This window comes from Methylomonas rhizoryzae, from assembly GCF_008632455.1.
Taxonomy (GTDB): domain Bacteria; phylum Pseudomonadota; class Gammaproteobacteria; order Methylococcales; family Methylomonadaceae; genus Methylomonas; species Methylomonas rhizoryzae.
Window position 1 is genome coordinate 36,887 of record NZ_CP043929.1, and the last position, 15,798, is coordinate 52,684.

Annotated in this window: 16 protein-coding genes; 6 read left to right on the forward strand and 10 right to left on the reverse strand. The window is 53.6% G+C overall.

The window, feature by feature from the left end; all coding sequences use genetic code 11:
• Positions 1 to 7: 7 nt before the first annotated feature.
• The 6 genes from F1E05_RS00175 to aroG form a co-directional block, all read right to left on the reverse strand.
• The gene (locus tag F1E05_RS00175; RefSeq protein WP_150045993.1) at positions 8 to 700 is read right to left on the reverse strand and encodes a cell division protein ZipA C-terminal FtsZ-binding domain-containing protein; all 693 of its coding nucleotides are present in this window, start codon (positions 698 to 700) and stop codon (positions 8 to 10) included.
• Positions 700 to 4,200 carry a chromosome segregation protein SMC gene (gene smc / locus F1E05_RS00180; RefSeq protein WP_150045994.1) on the reverse strand — a complete coding sequence of 1,167 codons (3,501 nt, stop codon included), beginning with the start codon at positions 4,198 to 4,200 and terminating at the stop codon, positions 700 to 702. Before smc ends, F1E05_RS00175 begins: the two co-directional genes overlap by 1 nt.
• Before the next feature lie 112 nt (positions 4,201 to 4,312).
• Positions 4,313 to 4,633: a hypothetical protein gene (locus F1E05_RS00185; protein ID WP_150045995.1), complete on the reverse strand. Its 321-nt coding sequence runs from the start codon at positions 4,631 to 4,633 to the stop codon at positions 4,313 to 4,315.
• Positions 4,620 to 4,853 (reverse strand): (2Fe-2S)-binding protein, encoded by a 234-nt coding sequence (locus tag F1E05_RS00190; protein WP_150045996.1) that lies wholly within the window; start codon positions 4,851 to 4,853, stop codon positions 4,620 to 4,622. Before F1E05_RS00190 ends, F1E05_RS00185 begins: the two co-directional genes overlap by 14 nt.
• A gap of 27 nt (positions 4,854 to 4,880) precedes the next feature.
• Positions 4,881 to 5,858, reverse strand: a complete 978-nt coding sequence (gene thiS, locus F1E05_RS00195; protein WP_150045997.1) for a sulfur carrier protein ThiS — start codon at positions 5,856 to 5,858, stop codon at positions 4,881 to 4,883.
• Positions 5,859 to 5,861: 3 nt separating this feature from the next.
• Positions 5,862 to 6,941: a 3-deoxy-7-phosphoheptulonate synthase AroG gene (gene aroG / locus F1E05_RS00200; protein WP_150045998.1), complete on the reverse strand. Its 1,080-nt coding sequence runs from the start codon at positions 6,939 to 6,941 to the stop codon at positions 5,862 to 5,864.
• Between the two features lie 94 nt (positions 6,942 to 7,035).
• On the opposite strand from aroG, the gene F1E05_RS00205 reads away from it, so the two are divergent.
• On the forward strand, positions 7,036 to 7,830 hold the full coding sequence (locus F1E05_RS00205; RefSeq protein WP_150045999.1) for an RMD1 family protein: 795 nt from the start codon (positions 7,036 to 7,038) through the stop codon (positions 7,828 to 7,830).
• Positions 7,831 to 8,075: 245 nt separating this feature from the next.
• On the opposite strand, the gene F1E05_RS00210 is transcribed toward F1E05_RS00205, so the two are convergent.
• A complete protein-coding gene (locus tag F1E05_RS00210) occupies positions 8,076 to 8,588 on the reverse strand; it encodes a hypothetical protein (protein WP_150046000.1) in 513 nt (170 codons plus the stop codon).
• Between the two features lie 240 nt (positions 8,589 to 8,828).
• Here F1E05_RS00210 and F1E05_RS00215 point away from each other — a divergent pair, with 240 nt between their 5' ends.
• A complete protein-coding gene (locus tag F1E05_RS00215) occupies positions 8,829 to 9,431 on the forward strand; it encodes a peroxiredoxin (RefSeq protein ID WP_150046001.1) in 603 nt (200 codons plus the stop codon).
• A 61-nt stretch (positions 9,432 to 9,492) separates the two neighbouring features.
• Here the strand turns inward: F1E05_RS00215 and ampD are convergent, their stop codons facing one another.
• Both ampD and F1E05_RS00225 read right to left on the reverse strand, forming a co-directional pair.
• The gene (gene ampD / locus F1E05_RS00220; RefSeq protein ID WP_150046002.1) at positions 9,493 to 10,041 is read right to left on the reverse strand and encodes a 1,6-anhydro-N-acetylmuramyl-L-alanine amidase AmpD; all 549 of its coding nucleotides are present in this window, start codon (positions 10,039 to 10,041) and stop codon (positions 9,493 to 9,495) included.
• 159 nt (positions 10,042 to 10,200) lie between these two features.
• Complete coding sequence (locus F1E05_RS00225) at positions 10,201 to 11,097, reverse strand: serine/threonine protein kinase (RefSeq protein WP_150046003.1); 897 nt, start codon at positions 11,095 to 11,097, stop codon at positions 10,201 to 10,203.
• Between the two features lie 44 nt (positions 11,098 to 11,141).
• On the opposite strand from F1E05_RS00225, the gene F1E05_RS00230 reads away from it, so the two are divergent.
• The 4 genes from F1E05_RS00230 to F1E05_RS00245 all read left to right on the forward strand — a co-directional run bounded on the left by F1E05_RS00230 (position 11,142) and on the right by F1E05_RS00245 (position 15,205).
• Positions 11,142 to 12,005, forward strand: a complete 864-nt coding sequence (locus tag F1E05_RS00230; RefSeq protein WP_150046004.1) for a YicC/YloC family endoribonuclease — start codon at positions 11,142 to 11,144, stop codon at positions 12,003 to 12,005.
• A gap of 240 nt (positions 12,006 to 12,245) precedes the next feature.
• On the forward strand, positions 12,246 to 12,485 hold the full coding sequence (locus F1E05_RS00235) for an acyl carrier protein (RefSeq protein ID WP_150046005.1): 240 nt from the start codon (positions 12,246 to 12,248) through the stop codon (positions 12,483 to 12,485).
• Positions 12,482 to 13,753, forward strand: a complete 1,272-nt coding sequence (locus F1E05_RS00240) for a hypothetical protein (RefSeq protein WP_150046006.1) — start codon at positions 12,482 to 12,484, stop codon at positions 13,751 to 13,753. The genes F1E05_RS00235 and F1E05_RS00240 overlap by 4 nt, the downstream gene beginning before the upstream one ends.
• Positions 13,754 to 15,205, forward strand: a complete 1,452-nt coding sequence (locus F1E05_RS00245) for an amino acid adenylation domain-containing protein (RefSeq protein WP_150046007.1) — start codon at positions 13,754 to 13,756, stop codon at positions 15,203 to 15,205.
• Here F1E05_RS00245 and F1E05_RS00250 read toward each other — a convergent pair.
• On the reverse strand, positions 15,202 to 15,744 hold the full coding sequence (locus tag F1E05_RS00250; protein ID WP_150046008.1) for a hypothetical protein: 543 nt from the start codon (positions 15,742 to 15,744) through the stop codon (positions 15,202 to 15,204). The genes F1E05_RS00245 and F1E05_RS00250 overlap by 4 nt on opposite strands.
• Positions 15,745 to 15,798 lie beyond the last annotated feature (54 nt).

The following is a 15,798-nucleotide window of genomic DNA, read 5'->3' on the forward strand; positions in this document are numbered from 1 at the left end:
CGAAACCTCAACGCCTAGCCAGCATTTGCCGGAACTGCTCTACGGTGTCCGCAGTCAACGGTTGTCTTTGATTATCCCAGACTACCCCGTCCAATTCGGTGGCTAATATGTCTATGGTTTCGACGAAATCGTCGAATACCGCCAAGGGATTGTCGACCTCCCGCGGCTGCATGTAGAACACGATGCCGGGGCAATAAAATTGTTCGATGTGACTATCCGGAAAGGTACCCGGCTCTACCATGCTGGCCACCGCGAAATCGACCAAGCGGTTTTTATCGACCCGTTCGAATACTCTAACGCTACCGTATTCCAAGCCGGCCCGCTCGAAGGCGTCGTACAAGTCCACGCCGTTAAAGCCTTCGTCGGCGCGAGCGACGATGCTGAATTCGATCAAAGCCGGCAAGGTGGTTTTGGCCGGGCTTTTTTGCGCCTCGGGTTTCGTGGCCGGTTTGTGGTTGGGTTTGATCGCCTCGTCGTCCAGCAAGCCGTCGCCGTCCACCATCACTTCGCCGGGAAACAGATCCAGCTCTTCCTCTTCGTCCTCGTCGAATACGTCCGGGCCGCTGTAATGCGGATCGTCGAAATAGTCGTCGGCTTCGCGCCGTTCCCGCAGCGATTTGAAGAAATGCCAGATCAGCATGCCTATCATGACCAGCAGGCCGATCAAAATTATCACGACTCGTAGTAGTTCTTTGTCCATCAGCTTTCCGCCATGCTCACCGCTTCGTCAATATCAACTGCCACCATGCGGGATACCCCCGGTTCCTTCATGGTAACACCTGCCAAATGTTTTGCAATTTCCATTGTGACCTTGTTATGGGAAATGTATAAAAACTGAACGGTGGCGGACATGTCCTCCACCATTTTGGAAAACCGTACCACATTGGCGTCGTCCAAAGGCGCGTCGACCTCGTCCAACAAGCAAAACGGCGCCGGATTCAATTCGAAGATGGAAAACACCAGGGCCACCGCAGTCAAGGCCTTCTCGCCGCCGGACAACAAATGGATCGAGCTGTTGCGCTTCCCCGGCGGACGGGCGATGATGTTGACGCCGGCTTCCAGCAAATCGGTTTCGGTCAGCTCCAAATAGGCTTGGCCACCGCCGAACAAACGAGGAAATTTTTCTTGCAAGCCGCCGTTGATTTTATCGAAAGTTTCCTTGAAACGCTGCCGGCTTTCGCGGTCGATTTTGGCTATCGCCTGTTCCAAGGTATTCAGCGCATCGACCAAATCGTCGTGTTGCTCGTTCAAAAACTTCATTCTTTCGGATTGGCTGCGGTATTCCTCAATCGCGGTCAGGTTGATCGAACCGAGTTTTTCCAGTTGCTCGACCAAATCGTCCAAACGGTTTTTCCAGGCAGGTTCTCTAGCATCGGCCGGCAGGTTTGCCAAAAGCGCTTGCGGGTCGGCGTCGATTTCGTTCAGCTGTTCGGCTGCGGTTTGCTGGCGTACTTTACTGTCTTGTTGTTCGAACCGTACTTTATCCAGGGCTTCCTTCTGTTTTTCCAAGGCTAACTGGGCCTCGTGCTGTTGGCGGGTCAGTTCGCCTATGCTTTGCTCGGCGGCTTGTTGTGCCTGCCGTTGTTGCGCCAGACCGGCCTCGAATTGCTGTTTTTGCTCCAGCAACCGGTCCAGCTGCATTTTTTCGTCGTCCAACGGCGTCAACACGGTTTCCAATTTATGCTCCAGCTCGGCGATGCGGTCGGCCGATTGTTGGTGCTGGTGCTGTAAACGTTCGATTTGTTTTTCGGTCAACACTTCCGAAGCCTTTAGGGATTCGATTTGCGCGTGCAAGCGTTGCAAGTGTTGGCGCGCTTCCTGAACGGAGGCGTCGGTGTCTTGTTGTTGGGACTGCAGGCGCTGATTTAATTGTTCCAGTTCCAATCGTTTGTCGCCAAGTTCGCTGAGTGCGGCTTCGGCTTCTTGGCAAATCAAAGTCGCTTCGGCAATCGCTTCATTAATTTCGGCCAAATGCTGGCCGACTTCTTCGATTTCGTGATCCAGTTGTTGCAAGCGGCGGGTTTGTTGTTCCAGGCGCGCCGATTGGGCGCTGAATTCGGCGCTTTTTGCCGAATACTCGGCGGCTAATATTTTTTCCCGCTGCCGGCATTGCTCGCACGCGGTTTCGGCGGCTTTTAACGCCTGCTCGTTATGCTCCAGCCGCTGCTCGTCGTCCTCTATGGTTTGTTGCACTTCGTGCTGGTATTGCTTCAACTCCCTTAGTTCCTTTTCTCGGTGCAATACGCCGGCTTTGCTGTCGCTACCGCGGCTGATCTTTATCCAGTTAGTTCCTAGCCACGTACCGTCGGACAAAATCACCGATTCGTGCGCTTGCAGTCGCATTTGTCGGGCTTGCGACAGCGACTCGGCGCAATACACGCCGCTTAACAAACCGGACACATCCCAGCGGCTGCGGAGCTTGCCGGCCAGTGCCGTGTCCGGTTGGACTGCACCGGCGACCGGACTGCGGGTTTCGAACAAGGTTAAGGATTGTTTGCCCAGCGATTCCAGCGCCGGCAATACCTCGTCGGCATTGTCCAGACAAACGGCCTCCAACGAACTGCCGAGCACAGTTTCCAGCGCCGTTTCCCAACCTTCCTCGGCCTCCAGGAATTCGGCCAAGCGCGGTTGCTGCGCCAAGCCGACTTGAGTTAACCAAGCCGCCAGTTCCTTTTTGTCCTTACCCATCGCATGTTGCTGCAACAGCTCCAAAGAACTGATTTTGCCGTTAACTTTTTGTAGTTCGGCGCGGCGGTCGTGCAGTTGCTCGTGCAATTGTTTGATGTGCGGACGCAACTCGGCAATGCGGGCCAACGCGGTTTCGATTTGGCTGTGGACGTTGCCGCGTTCGATTTCTGTCTGTTCGATGTCGCTTTCCAAGCTTTCCAATTCGTACTGTAATTGACTGTCATCAATGGCGTGACGTTCGCCCAGCAATTTATCCAGGCGGGTTTGCAATTGCCGTTGTTGATTTTGCCATTGTGCCAGTTTGGCGCGCTGCACTTCGACTTGTTCGCGGTAGCCGGCGTTCTCGGCCAAAAAGTGCTCCCATTGTTGTTGCCAACGCTGTTTTTGCACTTGCGCGTCTTGCTGCAAATCCAATAAATCTTCCTCGCGTTGTTTGGCAACGATCAGGGTTTCTTCCGCTTCCAGCAGGGTTTGCCGGATTTCTTCCAATTGGGCGCGATCCGAGGCGCAATCGTCTTGAGCCTGCTCGGCTTGCTGCTTCAGCCGCCGGATTTCCAGCAGGGTTTCCTCGTGGTTTTTTTCGTTATGTTTAATCGCTTGTTGCAAGCGGCCGACTTCGCCGACGATGGCGTAATATTCGGCCTGGGCGGTGTCCAGTTGTTGTTGCTGACCTTTTTGTTCGCCGCGTTTCAGTTCGATGGCTTTTTCGGTGTCGCGCAACAGCATGAACAAGCGGTTATGTTCTTCGGCAATGCCTTGCAGCTTGTCTTCCAGCTGTTGGGCGTTGCGCTGGAAGCCGGCCCAGCGCATGGCCAGTAATTCCTGTTTGGTTTGCCGTTCTTGGCGTTTCAGTTCGGTGTACTTCTCGGCTTTTTCGGCTTGTTTAGCCAGGTTTTTGATTTGTTTGTCGACTTCCTCGCGCAAGTCGTTCAAGCGCTCCAGATTTTCCCGAGTATGGCGCATGCGGGTTTCGGTTTCCGCCCGTCTTTCCTTATATTTGGAGACTCCGGCGGCCTCTTCGATGTGCACGCGTAAATCTTCCGGTTTGGCCTCCACCATCCGCGAAATCGTACCTTGTTCGATGATGGCGTAGCTGCGCGAACCTAGGCCAGTGCCTAAAAACAAATCGGTGATGTCTTTGCGCCGGCAACGCGAGCCGTTCAGCATGAACAAGGATTGGCCGTCCCTACTGACCTGGCGCTTGATGGAAATCGTGGCGTATTTGGCGTATTCGCCGCCGGCCTTGCCTTCGCTGTTGTCGAACACCAGTTCCACCGAAGCCACGCTGACCGGCTTGCGCCCGGACGAACCATTAAAGATCACGTCCGCCATGTTGCCGCCGCGCAAATGTTTGGCCGAGCTTTCTCCCATGACCCAGCGCACCGCGTCGATGATGTTGGACTTGCCGCAACCGTTGGGGCCGACGATAGCGGTCAAATTGCCGTTAATCGGTATCGTGGTCGGATCGACGAAGGATTTGAAACCAGAGAGTTTGATTTTTTCCAGCTTCATGCAGTCGGAGCGGATTCGGGAAAACTTTACACAGCCGCTTATTATCGGCGAAATAGATAATTGAATGCGAAGGATTTTAGTCAGCGAGCGGCGGTGATGGCTTGCGAATGCTTTATTCGGCGAATTGTCTGAGGCGCTTTTTTGCCGCTTCGGCAAATTCCGAATCCGGCTGCCGGGCAATGATACGCTCCAGTACCGGCTGACTGGGTGACTCCAGCATGGCGATGGCGCGTAAGCGTACCGACGGGAAATGTGCGTTCAAAGCCGCTAATTCGGTCAAGTAGCGGTTGCTGGATTGCAGCAATTTCAGCATCACCAGTTCAGGGTTGGCGGTAAACAGGTCGCGGACCAATTCGCCGTATTGCTCTTGCAAACGGATTAGCTCGCGCCTGTCGAGTTTCTTCGGTTCGGTCGGATCGTCACAGCAGGCCACGACTGCGATTTCCGCTTGCACAATTTCGGTTTGCTTGCGCTTCTAGCAACTGCCGTACCTCGAATTCGCAACCGCCGCAGCCGGAACAGGCACCGGTGATGCGTGACAAGCGCTCCGGATCGGTTACACCCTGGTTAAGCAGATGTTCGATCTGCACGTCGGTCGTACCGCTGCAGGCGCAAATCACTTGAGATTCCTGTTCGGGGAGGGCTACCGTCATGTTCGGTCTATCGGAGCGTGGAGAATCTTATAAAAACAAGCCGTCGATGGGCGAAGACGCGGAAGCGAAGCGCTTGCGCGGCATGCGCCCGGCCAGAAAGGCTTCGCGGCCGGCTTCTATGCCTTTTTTCATTGCCGATGCCATCAGCACTGGGTTTTTTGCCGCCGCGATAGCGGTATTCATCAACACCCCGTCGCAGCCCAATTCCATGGCAATCGCCGCATCGGAGGCGGTACCGACCCCGGCGTCGACCAAAATCGGCACTTTGGCGTTTTCGACGATGGTTAGGATGTTGTAGGGGTTACGAATCCCCAAACCGGAACCGATAGGGGCCGCCAGCGGCATGACCGCTACGCAGCCGATCTCTTCCAAGCGCTTGGCCGCAATCGGGTCGTCGTTGGTGTAGACCATCACGTCGAAACCCTCTTTGACCAACAGCTCGGCGGCGACGTAGGTCTCTGCGACGTTGGGAAACAAGGTCAACTGATCGGCTAACACTTCCAGTTTGACCAGATTGTGCCCGGCCAATAATTCGCGCGCCAAGCGGCAAGTGCGCACCGCGTCTTCCGCACTGTAGCAACCGGCCGTATTCGGCAGTATGGTGTATTTATCCGGCGGAATCACATCCAACAAATTCGGCTCGTTAGGGTTTTGGCCAATGTTGGTACGGCGAATCGCCACGGTGACGATTTGCGCTCCGCTCGCTTCCGTGGCCAAGCGGGTTTCTTCTAAATCCTTGTATTTGCCGGTGCCGACCAATAAGCGCGAGTGGTACGCTTTGCCGGCCAGCATAAAGTGATCGTCCTGACCGCCGCCTATGGCTTGCACGATTTCCAGCCGGTCGTCGTTTTGCAGCCGCTGCTCGGAGTGCTGGGTAAACGGCAAGATTTCCTTGTTGTACTCCACCGCAATGCGTTTACCGCTCAATCCCAAATCGGCAATGACGTCGGCGACGCTGCAGCCTTCCGCATAGTCGCGCCATTCGCCGTTGACTTGTATCTTCATCGTTTAACCCTTTCTACGGATGGCGGCCCGGCGCTGTTGCACCGCTACCGCCAATTCGTTCAATAATTTAACGCTGTCGTCCCAGCCCAAGCAGGCATCGGTAATGCTTTGTCCGTAAGTCATGGGTTTACCTTCCTCCACGTCTTGCCGGCCACCCACCAAGTGACTTTCCACCATGGCGCCGATGATACGGCTATCGCCGTTGGCAATCTGGCCTGCGACGTCTTGCGCCACCAACATTTGCCGTTCGAATTTCTTCATGCTGTTGGCGTGGCTGAAGTCGATCATAATGTTGCTCGGCAAGCCGGCTTGCTGCAGGCCGTCGGCCACTTGCTCGACGCTGACTTCGTCGTAATTCGGCCGATTATTGCCTCCGCGCAGGATGATGTGGGCATCTTCGTTGCCGCGCGAGGAAAAAATCGCCGTGCGGCCTTCTTTGGTGACGGATAGGAAATGATGCGGACTCATCGCGGCATTGATCGCGTCTATGGCAATTTTGACACCGCCGTCGGTGGCGTTTTTAAAACCGACCGGGCAGGATAAACCGGAAGCCAACTCCCTATGCACTTGGCTTTCCGTGGTTCTCGCGCCTATGGCCCCCCAGGAAATCAAATCCGACACGTATTGAGGGGTAATCAAATCCAGATATTCGGTCGCAGCGGGCACGCCTAGATCGTTGATATCCAACAATACCTGGCGAGCCATGCGCAAGCCTTTGTTGATGTTGAAGCTGGAGTTCAAGTCCGGATCGTTAATCAAGCCTTTCCAGCCTACCGTGGTCCGAGGTTTTTCGAAATAAACGCGCATGACGATGACCAAGTCGTCCTCCAGCGAGGCTATCATGGTTTTCAGTTTGCCGGCGTATTCCACCGCGGCTTTAGGGTCGTGAATGGAACACGGGCCGATAATCACCAGCAAACGATCGTCTTCGCCGCTCAATATTTTGTGTATCGCTGCCCTGGCGCGCAAAATGGTGTTGGCAGCGGTTTCGGAGATCGGAATTTCTTCGTGGACTTGAATTGGCGGAACCACGTCCTTGGTTTCGCAAATTCTAAGATCATCGGTGTTATAGTTAGTTGGCATGAGGTATCTAGCGATAAACGCGCACGATTCGAACAAAAGCGTATTTTAACCCTTTTGCCGGACGCTGTTACAAACTAATACGGTAGCCCACCCAATGGCGGATGACAGGTTAATCAAACACTGCCTGACGGTATGTCTGGCGCAATCTTTCCGATTTACGGCGTTGCGGGAAAAGTTGCTCGACGTCGCCAGAACCCAGATATTTCGCAACGCGGTCATCGTCGATTTTAAAACCGGTTGCTCCATTGTCTTTGCTTACGGCGTGGTTGTGCACTGGAACGTTGCATTAGACGAACGCCGCGCCTTGCAGGAGGTTTTGCTCGATTACGCTGAACGCCCGGACGCCGACCCGCAAGAAGACGCGTTCAGTTACGAAATAGGCTGCGAACACGACAGAATCCAGCACGACCATATCGAATTACAATCCGGCGACGTCAAAGTGTTACTGGCCTTGTCGCATGCCATGGCGCAATCAATCAAACTGGCGGCTTTCGAGGGCAACGCCCTGGATACCATCCACGCCACCAGCCATCTGCCGGAGTCTTTGGCGCGAGAAGGCACGATTAATTTAAACCGAAAAACCATGGCCAAAATTCGCGGTCAGCTGTTTTTGACCAAAAGCGACATTATTCTGAATTTCGATTTATTGGATATTCCGGAATTTTTTTGGGAGCACCCGGAATACCAACACATCTATTCGATGGCCGCCAATTACCTGGAAATCCGCCAGCGCACCGACGTACTGTCCAAGAAGCTGGAGACCATACACGAGCTGCTGGAAGTATTGGCAGACGAGCAAAAACACCAGCATTCTTCCGCGCTGGAATGGATCATCATCTGGTTGATTGCGGTAGAGATTATTATGTCTTTATTCGACAAAATGGTGTGAATGCCACTCTGTCCCGGCGGGCAATGGTGAGGTCGGTGCCTATCAGCCTGGCATTACAAATACTGTAAGCACAGGCTGAGCGCGTATAGGCTTTTGGCCGAGGTATTGCAATCGCTACTGACAAGCGCTGCGTAAAAACGGAGCGGGTAGTAGCGTTTTTTGTTGTAGCTAAATACACGAGTTCGATTTCTCGAAATCAATATTTACCGCGTTACTGTCTATTGATTCCCTTCAGTTCCAGCCCATTAGGACACGGCATTAAGATGCTCGTTTTCGTAAAGCCTTAATTTTTTCCAGTTTGCAAATTTGCTGTCGTCGAAATAGGCATCGTGATCGATAGCATGCTCGTAGCAGCTGCGGAACAAGCGCGCAGTGCGAAACGCGTGCAGTTCGTCGTCTGCCGTGACGGTCTGTACGTTGCCGACCTGAAAGGTTTTATTACGGGATTTGCCGTCTTTAACCCAGAACACCGTATAACACAGATAGCTTTTATCTTTGCGGTGATCGAATTTGATGGTCCTGGATACGCCGGTAACTCCGGTGGTGGTTTTGTTTTTTGGGGGTTTCAGAAAGCGAGTTTTACTACCTTTCAACACGACCAACATTTGGTCGCGCCAAGTAATGGCGGCTTTAAGCGACTTAGTCTTGCTGCCCCATAGCTTGTGAGAGAAGTAGCGGCTGCTTTCTTTGCCGCGCCGAACAATGCGAACCTGATAACCGAAGGCATCGGGTTCGGTAATATGCTTCACTTTTGCCATATACGTTAACCCTGGTGATAAAAAGCCTACACGATGTCCTGAATATCCCAAACACCGTCCGTTAGTCATGTAAGCGATTGATTACAAGTTAACGTGAATTTGTCAGCTGCGCAAGTTTAATTTACAAGGATTGCTGGATTAATCCCTACTATTTTCGTGTAGAATAAGTTGTCGACCTATCCGATAGGCGCAGTTATAGTTATAACCCTTTGTTTTTCAAGAACTCTATGGAGAAGATCAATGAGCGTTTTAGTAGGCAAGCAAGCACCCGATTTTACAGTTCCAGCTGTTTTGGCTGACGGCCAAATCGTCGATTCGTTTACTTTTTCCGAAGCGACTCGCGGCAAATATGCGGTAGTTTTCTTTTATCCGTTAGACTTTACCTTCGTCTGCCCTAGCGAATTGATCGCATTTGACCATCGCATTGAAGAATTCACCAGCCGCGGTGTAGAGGTCATCGGCGTGTCCATCGACTCTCATTTCACTCACAACGCATGGCGCAACACTCCGGTCAACCAGGGCGGTATCGGTCCTGTCCGTTACACATTGGCGGCGGACATGACTCACAGCATCTGCAAAGATTACGACGTAGAGTCAGCCGGCGGCGTTGCGTTCCGCGGCAGCTTTTTGATCGACAAAAACGGCATGGTTCGCCACCAAGTAGTTAACGACTTGCCGCTGGGCCGTAATGTCGATGAAATGATTCGCATGATAGACGCCCTGCAATTCCACGAGGAGCACGGCGAAGTCTGCCCGGCAGGCTGGAACAAAGGCGATTCCGGAATGAATGCCAGCCCGGCCGGAGTAGCCGATTATCTAAGCAAAAACGCCGATAAACTGTAAGCGTTACGCTTAAATAATAGTTGCAAGGCGCACGGTTTCGACCGCGCGCCTTTTTTATGGCTTAAGCACGGTCCAAACCGGATAAGTAGCGCGGCCAATCGAAAAACGGCCCCGGATCTTGTTTGCGGCCAGGGGCAATATCGCTATGACCGGCTATGTTCTGTTTGCCGATAGCCGGATAACTTGCCATTATGGCTTTGCTTAGCTCTATCAGGCTGTCGTATTGCCTGTCGGCAAAGCGCCGGTTGACCGAGCCCTCCAATTCTATACCGATAGAAAAATCGTTACACCGTTCGCGCCCGCGATAGCAGGAGAGCCCGGCGTGCCAGGCGCGGCGATCGAACGGCACGAATTGAGTCAGGCTTCCGTTTCTTCGAATCAAAACATGGGCAGACACGCGCAATGCGTGAATTTCGGCAAAATAGGGATGTTGCTGCGGGTCTAAACGGTTGAGAAAAAGTTGGTTGATATATGGTCCGCCGAATTGTTCGGGCGGCAGACTGATGCAATGAATGACCAATAACGAAATATCGCCGGGATTGGGCCGCTCGTCGCTATTTGGGGACACTATTCGTTCGGCTTCCTCTAGCCAATGATGTTTGATGTCCATAACCGATCTTCAATGGTTTGTATTGTCCGATAGGCTGTTGCCCGGTTTATCCTGCGTTCAGCCCTGACATGCGAATCGTGACTGACGATTTTTCTCTGCCGGAATGACAAGATTTCCTGCCGGTGCGGAATATTTCGGGAAGTCGTTTTGACGAGACCCTTAGCCGTCCAAGGCCTTTTGCAATTCGGCTACGGATTGCGGGCGTTCTTGCGGCTGGACGGCCATGGCCCAATCGATGGCTTTCAACAAATATTCCGGATATTTGCGTTTAAAGGCTTTCACCGCAAGCGGTAATTGATCTTGTTTCAGCCTGTCGGTCGACGGTGGCGGTAATTTGGCATCCAAGCAGACACGCATGCTAGCCCCTATCGCGTATATATCCGACCACGGCCCTAACAAACTTTGATTATCGTATTGTTCGATAGGCGAAAAACCTGTGGTCAATATCTTGGCTTGGCGCGGCGAACTCTGCTGAGGATATTTGCGGATGGCACCGAAATCCAGCAACAGCGGGTCATTTTCCGCCCGGATCAAAATGTTGGCCGGTTTGATGTCCAAATGAATGAAACTGCGGCTATGAATCACGGCCACGCCGTTTAACAATAAGCGAAACACCTTCAGCAAAAACTCTTCGGAAATAGCTAGTAACCGTTTTTGCAGGATCTTGTCCAACGTGATGCCGTAGTCGTAAGTCATAACCATGTACACCGTGTCGTTGGCTTGAAAAAAATTGATGACTTCGACGATATTCGGATGCTTCAAAGTAGCCAGTACCTTGGCCTCTTCGAAAAACAACGAGCGACCGCGCATAAACATCGGCCGCATTTCTTCGCTGTTAGGCACCACCAAGTTGTTCCAAGTGCGGTGGGCTAATTTGCGCGGCAAATATTCCTTGATGGCTACCTGCACCTGGTCTTGTATTTGCCTAGCCAGATACACCGAACTGAAGCCGCCGTGAGCAAGCTCACGCTCGACCATATACTGATCTATAATGGTGCACGGCTGCAGGTAATTCCACTGCTGCGGATAGGTTTGCGGATCGTAATATTCGGCCATTCTCAATGTAAAGAGCGGGCATTCCCAGCGATTATAGGTGAAAAATGATTAGAAGCATGACAGCGTTTGCAGACGGCCAAATTACTGTCAACAACTTGACGATTTTGTGTGAACTGCGCTCTGTCAATCACCGCTATAACGACATCAGTGTAAAGCTTCCAGATTGCCTGCGTTTTGCGGAACTCGACATTCGCCGCTTAATTTCCGACAAATTAAAACGCGGCAAAATTGAATGCGGTTTAAGCTTTAAAAAGCAGCCGGGCAATCAAAACTTCAATATCGACATGCAAACGGTCGGCAATCTGATGGCGGCCGCCGCTAAAATCGAAGCGGCCATGCCGCATCCGGCCCCTTTTTCCGCGCTGGAGGTGTTGCAATTTCCCGGCATTCAACAGGAAAACGAAATCGATAAAGAAACCTTAAAGCAAAGCGTTGTTACCCTGTTGGACAACACCTTGGAACAAATGCTGGACACCCGGACCAGGGAAGGCGTTCAGCTTGCCGCGTTGATCGGCGAGCGCTGCGAAAAAATCGCCGAACTCGTGGAATTCGGCCGTAAACGCATGCCGGACGTGCTCAGCAACCTGCGCAGCAAATTGGTCGGCCGGATTCAAGAATTGGTGGCGGAGCCCAACTTCGACCGCCTGGAACAGGAATTGGTATTGCTGGCGCAAAAGCTGGACGTTGCCGAAGAACTGGATCGCTTGCAAGCGCATCTCGCCGAAGTGTTGCGAGCCTTAAAACAAAACGAACCCATGGGCCGCCGCTTGGATTTTTTAATGCAGGAAATGAATCGGGAAGCCAACACCCTAGGCTCTAAATCTTCCGATCGGGAAATGACGCAAATATCCATAGACTTAAAAGTTCTGATCGAGCAAATGCGTGAGCAAATTCAGAACATCGAGTAGCGTTCCATAGCGTTTATCCGGGTATCAACCACCCGCTACAAGCCGCGTAATTCGCGGCTTTTTTGTGCCTATCTGTTTCATATCATCCCAGGGAGGCGCATAATTAATGGGCACCAACAACAGAAAAATGTGTTTTTTATTGGTGCCCCCCTGGAGGTCATTATGAGCGTTTTGCTAAAAACGCTCTGGTTCGTTGTTGGCGTAGCCGATTATTTTTAATGCTTTAAGCTACAGAGCACTATGAAAGCACAACTGAAACAGTTCATATTTTCCGAGCTGATTTATCACGAAAATCCGGACGCCTTCGGCGACGACGACGATTTGCTGGCGGCCGGCCTGGACAGCATGGGCACCATGCGTCTGGTCATGTTTGCCGAACAGGCCTTTGGGGTTTGCTTGCCGGATACCGAAATCGAACCGGACAACCTGCGCAGTTTGAACACGTTGCAACATTGGATCATGCGGGCCAAACCGGCATGAGCACCAGCTTGGCTTTCAATCCCGCCGATTATTTCACCTACGTGTTGGATCAGGAAATCCGCTCTGCCGGCATGCCCGGCGGCTACTGCGGATTTGCGCTGCACTTGCAGGCGACGCCCGATTTACAGCTATTGCAGCAACGACTGGATCTGCTGGTGGAACGCTTTCCCAAGGTCAGCGCGGAAATTGTCCGGCAAGGCAAACGCCAGGTTTGGCAAGCCAACGGCAAGCGCATCGCACTTCAAGTGGAACAATGCCGGGCCGGGGAAACGCTGCTGCAACGCATCGTCGAGATTTTCAACCGCTGCCCGGACCAGCCGCTCAGCCTGTTTTGGATCGCCGATGGAGTAGCCGGCAGTTTGTTGTTCAACTGGAACCATCCGCTTTTGGACGCGCGCGGCGCCAAAATCGTACTGGATTTTTTAACTTCCGATCAACCGGAACGGTTTTTCGAATCCGGTTCGCTGATCGCCGCCAAACTGACGCAATGGAGTTGGCTGAAGAAACTGGGCCTGCTGATCAAGGCCAAGCGCCACAACCAATTGGCCAATAGCGTGGATAGCTGTTTGCCGACAAAAGCCGAATCCGGCCCGCAGCGCCTGGAGGTGCTGATACGCCGCTACGATCGCAAACAATCGCAAACCGTCGCCCGGCTGGCGCAACAACATACCGGTTTAGCCGGACGGACTTTGTATTATCTAGGGTGTTTTATCCGGGCAATGGAATTGGAAGGTCCGCCGGCCGTCGGCGAAGGCTACTGTATTCCCTATGCTTTCAATTTACGCCGGCAACATGCACCGACGCCGATATTGGGCAACCACGTCGGCTGCCTGTTCGCCCGCGCCAGCCGGTCGCAAGCACGCGACCGGCAAGGTCTGTTTGCCCACCTGTTGGCCGAGCACCAACGCGCGGTACGCGACGAATTGGACATGGCTTATTTGCCGCTGATGTGGCTGGGGCAATGGCTGCCGCCGCCGCGTTACGCCAAATTGCTGCGCAAACAACACAGCGGCAACGAATTGAGCTCGCTATGGTTTTCGGACGTCGGCGATTTGACTTGGGGCGATAAGGGCTTTTTAGGCATTCCGGTAACCGGCATGACGATGCTGTGCTGGATGACCTTGCCGCCCGGCCTGGCATTATTGATCGGATACGTGAACGGCGAACTGAGTTTGTCGTTCAACTATCTGAAACCGGCGGTAGACGCTGGCTGGCTGGAGCGCGTTGCCAACCGGATGGAAGCCGAGTTGTTCGGAGTCGATGTCTAAATGTTGCTGCAAGGCTTTATCGCACAATGCCGGCTGCGACCGCAGGCCTGTGCTTTGCAAGAGGGCGAACGCCGTTTTAGTTATCTCGAGCTATACCAGCGCGCACAACGACTAGCCGGAATTTTACAAGCGAAGGGCGTCGGCCCGGGAAGCCTAGTGGCAATTGCCCTGGAGCGCGGTATAGACGCCAGTGTGGCGGTGTTCGGCACCTTGCTGAGCGGCGCGGCTTATCTGCCGCTGGATTTGAACAGCCCGCCGCAGCGGCTGGCTTTCATCTGCACCGATTCGGGCGCCACGCTTACCCTCGGAAATACTGCGGCACCGACTTGGAGCTGTGCGGATCGTTGGCTGCAGCTATCTGCAAGCGCAGAAGCCGAATTCAAACCGACGCCGATCCGGCCGGACGCGTTAGCCGCGGTGCTGTATACCTCAGGCTCTACCGGCCAGCCGCGCGGCGTCGCACTCAGCTATTCGGCGATAGGCGCTTTTGCCGACTGGGCGACCAAGCTGGTCAATTTAGGCCCCGGAGACCGCATCGCCGGCAGTGCGCCGTTGTTCTTCGATTTGTCCACCTTCGATTTGTACGCAGTACTGTGCGCCGGCGCCTGCCTATGTTTCGTGCCACCGGGGCTGACGCTAAGCCCGGCCCGCTTGAGCGCCTGGTTGGCGCAGACCGGCGTGACCGGCTGGTACACGGTACCGGCATTGCTGAGCTTTCTGGCTTATAAAGGCAATCTGGCCGATACGCCGTTACCAGCTTTGCGGTTTTTATTGTTCGCCGGCGAAGCCTTTTCTCCGCCGGCTTTAATCGCTTTGAGCCAAGCTTTGCCGCGGGTGGAATTGTTCAATTTGTTCGGCCCCACCGAAACCAACGTCTGCTGTTATTGGCAGGTACAAAGGTCGCGCCTGCAAGCGGATCAAGCGATACCGATAGGTGTGGCGGCAGCCGGTTGCAGTCTGCATATCGAGCAAGACAACGGCGAATTGTGGGTACGCGGACCAACCTTAGCCAAAGGTTATTGGCAAGCGGGGCGTTTACAACCCATGTTGAATTCCTTAGGTTGGTACCAAACCGGCGACAAGGTGAGCCGGCAGCACGGAGAATTGCAGTTTCACGGCCGCTTGGGGCGGATGTTGAAATGTTCAGGCTATAGAGTGGAGCCGGCCGAGCTGGAAGCCGCAGTTTGTAGCGTTCCCGGTGTAGCCGCTTGCGCGGTGGTCGGTTTGCCGGACCTTACCGCCGGGCAACGACCGGCCGTGGCATGGGTATCGGCCGGCGCCGACATCACCGCCATTCGAGAAGCCTTGAGCCGGCGACTGCCGGCCTATATGCAGCCCAGCCGCTTCATACGGCTGGACGAGTTACCGCGTTTGGCCAACGGTAAACTGGATTATGTGGGCTTAACGGCGCGGTTCCACGCGGATACCCTGCCGAAACAGCCGGCCGGCTAAAATTCGCCGGCGCTACGGAATTTGATCACGCCGAATTCTTCGATGTCGGTGCTGGTGAAATACAGGGTGCCGGACAGTGATTTGGGCGTCAACGAGCCTTTGTTCAATTTGGCTTTGCCGACCGCATAGATTTGTGCGCCGGACAAGGCGTGCACGCCGGTCATCATGAACGCGCCGGTTGGATCGACGTTACCGGTCAGCGTAGTAACGGCGCCGTCCAAATGGGTTTTCAAGCGCCAACTCCGGTTGGAGTCGTAATACAAATAGGCGACTCCCTGATCGTTATTATCCAAATAGATATCGCAAAACGAGTCGCTGTCCTGCGTGGCTTGTATGCAATGGGCTGCCTTTTTGGCGTTGAATTTGCCTACCGGCGGCTTGACTCCCGGATTGACTAACACGTCGTTTTGCACCACGTAACCGGACAGCGCTTTGATCGTGAATTGCGCGTTGACCGCCGTTTCCGCGCTATGCGCCGATGCGCCGACAACCGACAGCGCACAGGCTGCAAACAATTTGCAAACAGCATTGACAGTCATGTTCCACCCCCATTTTTAAGTGTTGTTCGTTTACCTGTAAGACCATAGTCATAT

Bases quoted from the DNA above. Each gene is read 5' to 3' on its own strand.
- F1E05_RS00175 (WP_150045993.1), bottom strand. From the start codon at position 700: ATGGACAAAGAACTACTACGAGTCGTGATAATTTTGATCGGCCTGCTG.
- smc (WP_150045994.1), bottom strand. From the start codon at position 4,200: ATGAAGCTGGAAAAAATCAAACTCTCTGGTTTCAAATCCTTCGTCGAT.
- F1E05_RS00190 (WP_150045996.1), bottom strand. From the start codon at position 4,853: ATGACGGTAGCCCTCCCCGAACAGGAATCTCAAGTGATTTGCGCCTGC.
- thiS (WP_150045997.1), bottom strand. From the start codon at position 5,858: ATGAAGATACAAGTCAACGGCGAATGGCGCGACTATGCGGAAGGCTGC.
- aroG (WP_150045998.1), bottom strand. From the start codon at position 6,941: ATGCCAACTAACTATAACACCGATGATCTTAGAATTTGCGAAACCAAG.
- F1E05_RS00205 (WP_150045999.1), top strand. From the start codon at position 7,036: ATGGCGGATGACAGGTTAATCAAACACTGCCTGACGGTATGTCTGGCG.
- F1E05_RS00210 (WP_150046000.1), bottom strand. From the start codon at position 8,588: ATGGCAAAAGTGAAGCATATTACCGAACCCGATGCCTTCGGTTATCAG.
- F1E05_RS00215 (WP_150046001.1), top strand. From the start codon at position 8,829: ATGAGCGTTTTAGTAGGCAAGCAAGCACCCGATTTTACAGTTCCAGCT.
- ampD (WP_150046002.1), bottom strand. From the start codon at position 10,041: ATGGACATCAAACATCATTGGCTAGAGGAAGCCGAACGAATAGTGTCC.
- F1E05_RS00225 (WP_150046003.1), bottom strand. From the start codon at position 11,097: ATGGCCGAATATTACGATCCGCAAACCTATCCGCAGCAGTGGAATTAC.
- F1E05_RS00230 (WP_150046004.1), top strand. From the start codon at position 11,142: ATGATTAGAAGCATGACAGCGTTTGCAGACGGCCAAATTACTGTCAAC.
- F1E05_RS00235 (WP_150046005.1), top strand. From the start codon at position 12,246: ATGAAAGCACAACTGAAACAGTTCATATTTTCCGAGCTGATTTATCAC.
- F1E05_RS00240 (WP_150046006.1), top strand. From the start codon at position 12,482: ATGAGCACCAGCTTGGCTTTCAATCCCGCCGATTATTTCACCTACGTG.
- F1E05_RS00245 (WP_150046007.1), top strand. From the start codon at position 13,754: ATGTTGCTGCAAGGCTTTATCGCACAATGCCGGCTGCGACCGCAGGCC.
- F1E05_RS00250 (WP_150046008.1), bottom strand. From the start codon at position 15,744: ATGACTGTCAATGCTGTTTGCAAATTGTTTGCAGCCTGTGCGCTGTCG.